The sequence below is a fragment of the Chamaesiphon sp. VAR_48_metabat_403 genome (assembly GCF_031422475.1).
Classification (GTDB): domain Bacteria; phylum Cyanobacteriota; class Cyanobacteriia; order Cyanobacteriales; family Chamaesiphonaceae; genus Chamaesiphon.
Genome location: NZ_JANPLS010000157.1, coordinates 1 through 10,498 on the forward strand (window position 1 = coordinate 1; position 10,498 = coordinate 10,498).

Here is a 10,498-nt window from a genome sequence, read left to right on the forward strand (position 1 = left end):
TCGAAATTCGATCGCGGCGCGGTACGGGCAGATTTCCGGCCTTAGTTACCGCCGCCATCAATCGCGGTACTGTATTCGTCCCGATGCACTGGGGCGCACTCTGGGCGAAAGATGCCGAAGCAAATCTATTTACTCACGATGCGGCTTGTCCCGATTCGTTGCAGCCAGAACTCAAAGCTTGTGCGGTGCAATTAGTCCCCGTTAAATCGATTGTTTCTACCTCTTCGATTCCGTTTGGAGTACCGAGCAAGGTATCGAGTAAATTGGGCGTTTATTAATAATATTCACGTTGGCACTAATATTCATTAGCGAATCCGTATGAACTTTAAAAGATTTAGAGCAATTAGGCGGAATTAGAAATCGGTACCTTGTAGTTTATCTAGGTTGAAAACAGTGTGCCAATGCCACTCCCAAACTGTTTTCAACATCTGTGTACGATTGTCTCATTAGTGAGGGAACCCTAACGATAGCGATCGATAATAACGATCGTCGCAAGCCCTCTATTAATTCAGATCTCGTTGGAGAATTGAGCTGCCAGGAACTAATCATGACCAAACAAGAAGATGAACCTAAAGAGCTACAACCCCGGAAAATTAACCGGAACATAGTTTATACAAGTTTAGCGATCGCTGGTCTTTTCGTACTTCCGGTTGTCCTAATGGTCGTTATTAACAATGAGGATATGACGGAGGAAGAGGTTAACGAACCGATCGATGTCGTATTTTATCAAACCACCGCTCAGTGCGAAGCTGACACCAAAAAGCAGCAAGCTGAATATGCGGTGTCGCTTAAAAAATATCAAGCTGGACAAATAGCGCAGCCGCTAACCGCACCGCCGATTCAGCCCCAAGACTGCGCCGCCCAAATGCAGGTAGCACAAGCAGAATATCACAAGACCGCACCTGTTTATGCAACACTGGCCGAATGCCAAGCCGAAGGCGTTAAATGCGAAGCAACTCCCGCTGGCGTGACTCCTGCTGGCTACCGCCCCATCTATGGAGGCAGCTATATCGAACCCAACAATACCAGCCATTCTTCCATTAACTCTGGTGGCAGCTACCATCGAGTTTACGAAACTCACACTGTTTATCAGAGTAGTACTCCCGGTCGGATTGTCACCCCTTACGGTCGCGAGATCTCCCAAACAGCTACAGGTAGGGTCACAGCTCCCCGACACACTAGCTTTACCGCGCCAACACGTCCGGCTGGCACATCTGGCACTGGCACGATTAGAGGGCGCAGTTCTCAAGGCTTCGGGTCCTCATTCAAGAGTACGGGTAGTGGAGGCAAGTAAGTCCAGATGAGACCGATAAAAATAGCGCGTCGTTCTAATTGGCAGCATCATATTAAAGAAAATGCTTACCAAGCTGATGTTTTGAGCGATGCCCAGCAAAAATACTGGGTTGAAGCTCTCCCCCAACCCTTCGCGATTGAATTCGATTGCCAGGAAGAAACAGCAATTTCTGAAGCCACAGACGCAATCTGGGCAATGTGTGTCGAATTTCTAGATTGGTTTTTTACCGATAATGAGGACGGCGATATCGATCGACGCTTGAAGGCACTCCAGATTCGACCCGAATATTGGCAAGCTATTAAAAATAGCTGGGATCGCACCGAGCCAGTCGAAGATTTATCGCTGTGCGTGCGCTTCGATTTGGCAGTTACTACCGATGGACAGATTAAACTCCTCGAAATCAATGGCGAAACTCCGCTCCTCGGTGCGGAGACAGTTTACCAGTGGAATTGGTTTGTGGACTACATGCACAATCACCAGCGCGGGAAATACCCACTACCGAGCGATGCCAGCCAGTTTAATGAATTTTGGGATGCGATCGCAGGTCAATGGCGGCGAATCGTCGCCGGATACAATCTCAAACAGCACGGGATCTCGTTTCTAGTCGATGAAAACCTCGAAGAAGATGCAGAAATGGCAATGCAGTTAATTCAAATTCTGCATGATGAAGTCGATCCGAATATATATACCCAAATTGTCTATCTACGCGGACTCAAAGACGAACGCGGACGCGAAATCCAGCGGGGATTGGGACTAGATGACGACGGCTATTTTGTAGACCATGTAAACGATCGCATTCCCGTACTCTGGAAAATGTATGATTGGTCGGATCTCCAAAATGATATGGCAAATGCAGTGACTACCCAGGCTCTCGCCGCTCGATTGGAAACAGGAGAAGTTAAGATCGTCGAACCTCTCTGGAAACAAGTTATCTCCAATAAGGGCGCGCTGGCAATGATGTGGGAGCAGTTTAAAGATTCAGAATATCGTCAATATCTATTAGCAACCTATTTAGATACCGATAACTCTTACGAATCTACACAATTGCTGTTAGGAATGCACGTCAGAAAGCCCATGTTGGGGCTAGAAGGCGTAGCAACCTCGATTGAAAGTGGATTTGGCTCCCTAGAGCAAAAAGAGTCATTCGGCTATGGTGCTGAGGGATTTATCATCCAGGAATATATCGAACTACCCCAAGCCTTTGGCTATCATTACGCGATCGGTAGTTGGGCGATCGATGGCGCAGCCGCAGGGATAATTATTCGGGGCGACACCTCCAAAATTACCGGGCGACACTGTTTGATTATTCCTCACATCGTTTCTGATAATGGACTCTATATTCCAGATTGAGTTCGAGCCGACAACTAAATGGATATCGATAGCTATCTTTCGATTCGTTGGGGAAAATTAGGTACTAATAAAGATTGTGCTAATTCAGATTGTCGATCGCAGAATGTCATTTGACCTTCCTCATCACAGATCCATACTTCAATCGCTTGAGCTTCAAAATATAATTGCTTTTTAAATGCCATTTCATCCCAAGTATTGCCGCTAGATTTAACTTCGATACAGATTTCTGGTGCGATCGAAGCCGATACGCGATCTTGAATGAGATCGAATCGCTCTGCCGAACACCAGACCACATCAGCCACTTTCACCCCATCTGATGTCTCAATCGCACATTCTGGCATTACTTCACCAGTAGCTAGCAAAGATTGTAATAAACGTTGAATTCTACCTTGGTAAAAAGAATGTTTAATCTTGACTGGACTCATGACAATTTGACCCCATTTATTTAATTCAATCTTGAAGGGTAAATCTTGTAACTGTCGATCTGCACAAACTTCTTCCCATCTCATAGTTAATGCCCAAAAGCGATCGATCCGATCCTAACCGATATTAGAGACGATAACCCCATGATGACAATCGCAATCCCCCGATCTCCGCATGTCAATAGATTCAAGCGTAACAATACTCCGCAATCGAGAGTGAGGCAAAACATGTGGGATCTAGATGCCTTACTGCCGATCGATTATGCCATTCCGCCTCAATTTATCGAACTAGCACCTAGAGAAGTTTATACTAATTTCTGCAACCTCCTCAGCCGCGATGTCTACTCCGAGGGCGACTCTCAATGTCTGTATGACTACATTCAGTCACGAGCCGATGAAATGTCCCCAGAATTCCTCGCCATGTTAAATCTGTGGCTAGCAGACGAACTCAAGCATTATGAAGCATTGCGGCGCACCTATCATTGCATTGCAGGCGTAAGCTTTACCGAAATGGATCGACAATTTGCCACCAGATTTCATGAAATCGAACCGATCGAGATGGTCTTAACAGATGAATTTACTATATTAGTAACGCTAATGTTCGACGAGATCGGCTCTGTCTATTCTTACCGCCGCGATCTCTGGGAATACTATCGTCATTTCGGAACGGCAATTCAAAAGATCGGTCATCATTTAGTCAAAGATGAGGGAATGCACTTTAATAATGCCGCAGAGTTACTATTGACAAAACACACCCATCGATTAGGCGAGGTCAAAGAATTACTGGAACAAATTTCTGCATTAGAAAAGAGTTTGCAAAAATATCATAAAACCTTTTTTCTAGACCACGCGCAAGAACAGTACAGGTTTCCATCGCATTTTAATTCGGTATTAATTCGATTCATTTTGGCACGGTTGGGTTTAAGAATACAGCCAGATCGATCGGAATTGCAGGAGCTATGGCAATGGGTTCCCACCGGATATCAGCTAGTACCGATTTTTAGGTGATGGCGATCGTGTTTGAATCGATAGAATTAATCTCAATATAGTGCGGATGAAGCTGGGATGGATAGTCGAGATGAGTATGCTGAGCGTATCGCTGGTATGAAACTCAGCAAATAATCCGAATTTGCCCAAATCTAACCGCCAAATTTGAGTTAGGAGTTAGCGATGCAGGTTAGGGGGGAATAATATGGAAAGTTGCAAGGATTGAGATCGCTCGGATCGCCGCTGGCGGTTCGCGATTCTCTTTCATGAGCGACTTAGAATCTCCGTTGGAGAGGCTCTCGGTTACGCACGGAGGTTCCCGATCCATGGCTTTGGGTCAAGACAGAGTCTTTGCCAACGTCCGATCGGTACGAGTGCGCTATTATCGATGTTCTTGGCAAACAGAGGTAACACCACGTCTCTGAAAATGAGCAGCTATACCCCAATCCCAACCTCAAATTAGAATAGTTTCTCCAGGCAAATTTAGTTGTGGAGAAAAGACTTCAATGACATCGCTCGACTAAAACTTAGATAAAAACTGGTTAACTTCATGAGGATTAATGACCCTAACTTACTTCAACAAGTTGTTAACTACCTAGACAGACATAAAGAGGCAGTTCGCATCAAAAAAATGCTCTATTGCCTGTGTACCAGTAGGTGGGAAAAAGACACCGATTATTTAAATTCGATTAATTTTCAGTATTTAATCGAACAGATAGTCAGAGAAAATAGTACCCTCGAATTATTTAGAGTATTATTACAAAATTTAATTAAAACAGTTAATAAACCCAAGCAATATATCGAAATTGCGAAGGTAATTTACTTGGCAATCGGCCAATTATATCCTGAATTTCGTCAAGAACATGGTGGTAGACACCAATCGCCACCACCAGTAGCGCGGGTACCCGAACCCGAACCCAGCAACTCAGCGGTGGGAGTCCCTTCTGCCTTCCAACGTGCCTATGCGCCAGAACCCACGCAAGCAGACAGTAATTTGCAAGGTATTCCCTCGGCAATCGAACGAGCATATACACCTGCGCCCACTCAAGCTTACGTCAGTCAGCCTGTGCCATCAGCACTAGAGCGGGCTTACGCACCATTACCCAGCCAGCAATTCGAGCAACAGGCATCGACTGACGATGATGTAGATGAATCTGCTTACGAAACATATTACGATGCAGACTTGTCAGAAGGGGGTCGATTTGGAACTGTCGAACCTGCCCCAGAGCCTGAGTATTTAGTTCCTGAATACGATCCCTACAGCTTGCGGCAGAATGTCATGAGCTATACCAATCCACTGCGAGCAAAAATCATTTTATCGCTGATGCTGCGACCTAATTTTAATTTTGGGAGCCAATCAGTCGCTACCTTGCGAGAATATCTACTCGACGATTTGTTACTGGAAGTCTTAAAAGCTTACCCCACTATCTCTCAACTTGAAGAAAGTATGACTTGTGCCGTCGAACAACTAGTCGAGTTAGAAGAATACGGAAAAGCAGCTAATGGCTTGCTCCAATCGCTAGTACCGCTCTATACGCCAAAAACAGCGGGCGCGAGATAACGTCACTGCTCCTAATTAAGTTACGCTGGTAAGCGTTGCACGATAAAATCTTCAATATGGTCAGAACTGCCTCGACAATGCTATCTTTGGGCGTTAGCGCGCCAGACTTTAACCTCACTGATGTTGTCAGTGGGGCATCCATTACGCTCGCTACTTTTGCTGACAAACCAGCGTTGCTGGTGATGTTTATTTCCGTTCACTGTCCGTTTGTCAAGCACGTCCAGAGCCAATTAGCACAGATCGGTAAAGACTATCACGCGCCCGGTTTGGGCATAGTTGCGATCGGATCTAACGATATCGAAAAGTATCCCGACGATGCGCCAGAACATCTTCAAGCTCTAGCTGGTGCTGAGGGGTTTAATTTTCCGGTCTGTTGCGATGCCAATCAAGCAGTGGCTAAAGCTTATACTGCGGCTTGTACGCCAGATTTCTTTTTATTCGACCGCGATCGGCACTTGGCTTATCGGGGACAATTAGACGATAGTCGTCCTCCTAATGGTAAACCCGTGACCGGACGAGATTTGCGCCACGCGATCGAGTCTTTACTGGCTGGTAAAGAAGTCGATGCCAATCAACGCCCCAGTATCGGCTGTAATATCAAGTGGATTCCGGGTAACGAGCCTGAATACTTTACCGGAATTCGGGCTGAAGACTCTTAATTGTCTGAGTTGGCTACGGTGTATCCACAAGTCGATCGACTTCGTTTTGAGATCTCAATCCCCCGTCTGTCTTGAAAAGGTGCTCTACTTGCGACTCACCTTCTCCTAACGGAGACGCTACGCGAATGGACGGGTTCCCCGTCAAAAAGGGTGAGTCAAGACAGGGGAAACCCCAAGACCGCACTTTTCGCCCCCCGTTACCTCGAATCGATCGGGTTCTTTTATACTTGAAAAAGTATCGTCGGAGATCTTCACAATGCAAACTCGCCAACTCGGTCGCGATGGACTGGTAGTTTCTGCCCTGGGACTGGGCTGTATGGGCATGTCGGGCATGTATGGGGCTGTGGATGAAACCGAAGCCATCGCCACGATCCATCAGGCGATAGATCTGGGTGTGAATTTTCTCGATACGGCTGATGCCTATGGATCGGGACATAATGAAACCCTCGTCGGGAAAGCGATCGCCGATCGGCGCGAGAAAGTAATTATTGCCACTAAATTTGGGTTGACAGATATCCATAAAGGAGGCGATACGCTGCCCGTAAATGGCAGTCCTGAGTACGTGAGATCGGCATGTGAAGCTAGCTTAAAACGGTTGGGAGTCGAAACGATCGATCTTTACTACCAGCATCGCGTCGATCCGCGCACGCCCATTGAAGAGACGATCGGCGCAATGGCAGAATTAGTAACAGAGGGTAAAGTGCGATTTCTCGGCTTATCCGAAGCCGCCGCAGCAACGATTCGCCGCGCACATGCCGTACATCCGATCGCGGCATTACAAAGCGAGTATTCATTATGGAGCCGCGATGTTGAAGCTGAAATCTTGCCAACTTGTCGCGATCTTCAGATTGGATTCGTGCCCTGGAGTCCCCTCGGACGCGGCTTTCTCACGGGCGAAATTACTGCTTTTGAAGATTTAGAACCAAATGACTGGCGACGGCTTTCCCCGCGTTTTCAGGGCGATAATTTTCAGCAAAATTTAGATTTAGTAGCGCGAGTTCGCCACATGGCAAAAGCTAAAAATTGTCCGCCCGCACAGTTGGCGATCGCCTGGTTGTTACATAAAGGTGATAATATCATCCCCATTCCTGGCACTAAACGCACTTCCTATTTACTCGAAAATCTGGGCGCATTAGATCTAAAATTGACAGCAACAGAACTCGATCTAATTGATGCTACCGTTCCTCAAGGTGCTGCCGCAGGCGATCGTTATCCGGCAACATTAATGAAAATGGTTGATTTGTAAAGTGCAGCTTTTAACCAGCAGCACATGTCAATCTCAATGTAAAATCGAGCGTTAGTAAGGAGGCGATCGTCATGAGCGCGATCGTTACTCTCGTTCTCAACTGATGGAGCAGATGGAATTGTAAGTATTAAGTCCGATCGATTGTAGCTCAAAATTTCCGATCGTTCCAGTTTTCAGGTGTTGTTGAAATTCTGGAAAAAACAAGTTAAAATCGCGATCGAGATTGCTGTATTCTCTCTCTAAAATTGGCATGGCGGCAACTGGTTTAATGCGATCGCCCATCCGCATTTGAATGCGATAATAGATTCTGGCTAACGTACTTTCAATTCCCGATCGCTACTGATAACTACTCAGCCAATCGCCGTCAATCATTCGATCGATCGTCTCTTTAGTAAATTGAGGCAAGTCACCATAAATTACCCAATCGATTTTCAACGGTGGGTTCGGACAAGAAAATATGGGCGAGCCAGTTCATGTTGAGATGCTGCCGATTTAGCAATCTTATTTGATTTGTGAGTAGGGGCAATTCATGAATTGCCCCTACTCACATCTCGATCTAAACACAATCTTACCAATGATTTAGGATTGCTATATAGTGCGATCGATCGTCATCATCTGATTAGTGATAGTATATCGACCAGACCCCGACTACTGAAATTCTATGCTTACTCAAATAAATCTCCCCAAAATGGCTACCGTGTATACACATCTCTGGTGAGAAGCGAAATTGGTGGGAATCCCCCTGTATCGGTCTAGAGCATCAATTATTACAAATTAATCGATCGCAATTGTCGTGGGGGTTGTCGGTGAGGCTCCAGAATTATTACTAATATCTGGCGTAAATGGGTTGCGAAAATCGGCATACAACTTATCCCGCCAAGTGAAAAACACATCATAGTCAGGATTGTCTGCAAACCCCGGTACCCCTTTCCCTTTAAGATTAAACGGTACATTCAGATAAGGCCCTTCAGGAATTTTGAGCAACAAACTCAACCCGGCGACAGTCAAATCTGCTAGGGTGGGGGTATCGCCCGTCAGATAAGCATTAGAGTTTTGAGCCAGTAGCATACAGATCGATTCAAGAGAGCGGTGCATCTCTGCTTTAGCCGCTCTCATTGAGTCTGGGGTCAGACCTACACCCAACCCTAGCAGATCGATTGCTTCTGTGGGAATCGAACCGACTAAATTTTTGAAGATATCGGGGGTGCCGCTGGGTAGAATAGAAGTACGCAGGCTACTACTCTTGAGACCTTCTAACAAAATCGATCGTCCTTTAACCCCGATCGAATTATCAGCCCATTGTTCTAGTAGCAAACAAGTTGCTTTTTGTTGAGGGTCGGTCGGAATAATCGGTCGATCGGGATAAGTTTTGTCAAGATAGAGTGCAATTGCGGTAGAGTCGGTAATAACCTTATTGCCATCTTTAAGTACGGGTACTTGTCGTTGCCCAGAGATCCGAAATAGGTCGAATTGTCCTACTCCCGGCACAACTTCGATTTTGCGATATGCTAACCCTTTATAGTCCAGAACCAATCTGACTTTTTCCGAAAAGTGCGATAGTTCAAATTGATATAGTTCTAGCATGTATTTTGTTCTCGATCGTGATTTATAACAGCTCTATCATTTATCCTAGAACATCACCAGTGAAATACATATATCCAAGCTTACGGTTTTCACGCCGATCTTATCTATAATGCCTAAGCTGACTCCACCCGATTCCGTACAGCAGACGTTACCCGAAGGCTTAGGAGATCCGCCCTGGCAATCCTGGATTTTCCGCCTGTTTCCAATGTTGTATATGACGACTTTGACAATTGTGCTGCCCACAATTTTGACTCAATCTTTTGTGGTGTCCGATTTAGGCGTTACTCAGGAACAAAAATTACGACAACAGCTCAGATCGATTTCGATCGAGATCTTAGCGCGTGGCGAAAGTATCGGTTCGGGGGTGCTGCTTCGCAAGCAAGATCGGATTTATACCGTCGTTACAAATGCTCATGTCATTCAATCGACTAAAGCACCATTTCAACTCCAAACCCACGATGGTGAGGTTTATGCTGCTGCTTTAGTAGCTCCCCCCACCAACCAGAATCGCGATCTGAGCATTCTGCGCTTTCGCAGCGAGCGACGCGCTTATGCTACGGCTAAATTAGCAGCAGCTAACCCGAAAGTTGGCGAACGCCTCTGGTCGGCAGGATTCCCTGCCGATAAAAATTATGGTGTCGATCGTGCCGCCAATGACACCGCTAAGGCTGCCTGGGGGCTGGAGATTGTCAGCGGTCAGGTGACCCAAATTTTACCGATCGCCATCTCTGGTGGCTATGGCATCGGCTTCGACCCCTGTATTCGCAAGGGAATGAGCGGGGGGCCAGTACTCAACCGCGCGGGTGAATTAGTCGGGATTAATGGTCTTCATGCCAATCCCCTCTGGGATGCACCAGAAGTTCTGGAAAATGGCTCGACAGTGAGCGATCTCCTGCAAGAACAAATTAAAAATTCTAGCTGGGCAATTCCGACTCGGTTTGTGAGAGATTACGTTAAGTTGTGAATATTTCTAGTTCTTAAAGATAAACCCCGATCGAAGTTTATCCTTCGATCGGGGTCTAAAATTTAATGGAGCTGGGCAGAGTCGAACTGCCGTCCGCCCTGGGTATTTACTTTCCGCTCATTCACAGGCCTAGTCTATCTAATCCTCAAGACGGGAGTGACCAATTATCCCAGGTCGCAGGATGCTCTGATGACTCTTAGCTATTTAACCTATCAGAGACGGTTAAATAGAGCACCCGTTGAGGGTTTAGTTATAGTAATTAACGGAGTCATACTATAAATGCTCGACTTAGAAATTAATCGTAAGTTGTTTTTAAGCAGCTACAGGAGCGGCTTTACGAGCGAAAGGTACAATGTTGTTTGCATCTATATTTATTTGAGCCGATATTAACGAGAGTAGACTCCCTCTCGACCTGTATCACAGTGCAGCTT

Annotated in this window: 11 protein-coding genes and 1 other RNA gene; 8 read left to right on the forward strand and 4 right to left on the reverse strand. The window is 46.1% G+C overall.

The window, feature by feature from the left end; genetic code table 11:
* The 3 genes from RMO79_RS07505 to RMO79_RS07515 form a co-directional block, all read left to right on the forward strand.
* A partial coding sequence (locus tag RMO79_RS07505) for a molybdopterin dinucleotide binding domain-containing protein (protein WP_310482492.1) occupies positions 1–278 on the forward strand: 278 nt, incomplete at its 5' end.
* A gap of 269 nt (positions 279–547) precedes the next feature.
* Positions 548–1,294 (forward strand): DUF1190 domain-containing protein, encoded by a 747-nt coding sequence (locus RMO79_RS07510; RefSeq protein ID WP_310482493.1) that lies wholly within the window; start codon positions 548–550, stop codon positions 1,292–1,294.
* A gap of 6 nt (positions 1,295–1,300) precedes the next feature.
* Positions 1,301–2,644 carry a glutathionylspermidine synthase family protein gene (locus RMO79_RS07515; RefSeq protein ID WP_310482494.1) on the forward strand — a complete coding sequence of 448 codons (1,344 nt, stop codon included), beginning with the start codon at positions 1,301–1,303 and terminating at the stop codon, positions 2,642–2,644.
* 32 nt (positions 2,645–2,676) lie between these two features.
* Here the strand turns inward: RMO79_RS07515 and RMO79_RS07520 are convergent, their stop codons facing one another.
* Positions 2,677–3,153: a Uma2 family endonuclease gene (locus tag RMO79_RS07520; RefSeq protein ID WP_310482495.1), complete on the reverse strand. Its 477-nt coding sequence runs from the start codon at positions 3,151–3,153 to the stop codon at positions 2,677–2,679.
* 141 nt (positions 3,154–3,294) lie between these two features.
* Between RMO79_RS07520 and RMO79_RS07525 the strand changes: the two genes are divergently transcribed.
* The 4 genes from RMO79_RS07525 (at position 3,295) to RMO79_RS07540 (ending at position 7,519) form a co-directional block, all read left to right on the forward strand.
* Positions 3,295–4,074: a hypothetical protein gene (locus tag RMO79_RS07525; RefSeq protein WP_310482496.1), complete on the forward strand. Its 780-nt coding sequence runs from the start codon at positions 3,295–3,297 to the stop codon at positions 4,072–4,074.
* A 529-nt stretch (positions 4,075–4,603) separates the two neighbouring features.
* Positions 4,604–5,614 (forward strand): hypothetical protein, encoded by a 1,011-nt coding sequence (locus tag RMO79_RS07530; RefSeq protein ID WP_310482497.1) that lies wholly within the window; start codon positions 4,604–4,606, stop codon positions 5,612–5,614.
* Positions 5,615–5,670: 56 nt separating this feature from the next.
* A complete protein-coding gene (locus RMO79_RS07535; protein ID WP_310482502.1) occupies positions 5,671–6,273 on the forward strand; it encodes a thioredoxin family protein in 603 nt (200 codons plus the stop codon).
* A 256-nt stretch (positions 6,274–6,529) separates the two neighbouring features.
* Positions 6,530–7,519 carry an aldo/keto reductase gene (locus RMO79_RS07540; protein WP_310482498.1) on the forward strand — a complete coding sequence of 330 codons (990 nt, stop codon included), beginning with the start codon at positions 6,530–6,532 and terminating at the stop codon, positions 7,517–7,519.
* A gap of 96 nt (positions 7,520–7,615) precedes the next feature.
* Here RMO79_RS07540 and RMO79_RS07545 read toward each other — a convergent pair whose 3' ends face one another.
* Entirely contained in the window at positions 7,616–7,801 is a 186-nt protein-coding gene (locus RMO79_RS07545) for a hypothetical protein (protein ID WP_310482499.1), read from the reverse strand.
* A 492-nt stretch (positions 7,802–8,293) separates the two neighbouring features.
* Positions 8,294–9,103 (reverse strand): glutathione S-transferase family protein, encoded by an 810-nt coding sequence (locus RMO79_RS07550; RefSeq protein WP_310482500.1) that lies wholly within the window; start codon positions 9,101–9,103, stop codon positions 8,294–8,296.
* A gap of 109 nt (positions 9,104–9,212) precedes the next feature.
* Here RMO79_RS07550 and RMO79_RS07555 point away from each other — a divergent pair, with 109 nt between their 5' ends.
* A complete protein-coding gene (locus tag RMO79_RS07555) occupies positions 9,213–10,067 on the forward strand; it encodes a serine protease (protein ID WP_310482501.1) in 855 nt (284 codons plus the stop codon).
* A 63-nt stretch (positions 10,068–10,130) separates the two neighbouring features.
* On the opposite strand, the gene ssrA is transcribed toward RMO79_RS07555, so the two are convergent.
* Positions 10,131–10,498, reverse strand: a transfer-messenger RNA (tmRNA) gene (ssrA, locus tag RMO79_RS07560); the annotation flags it as partial.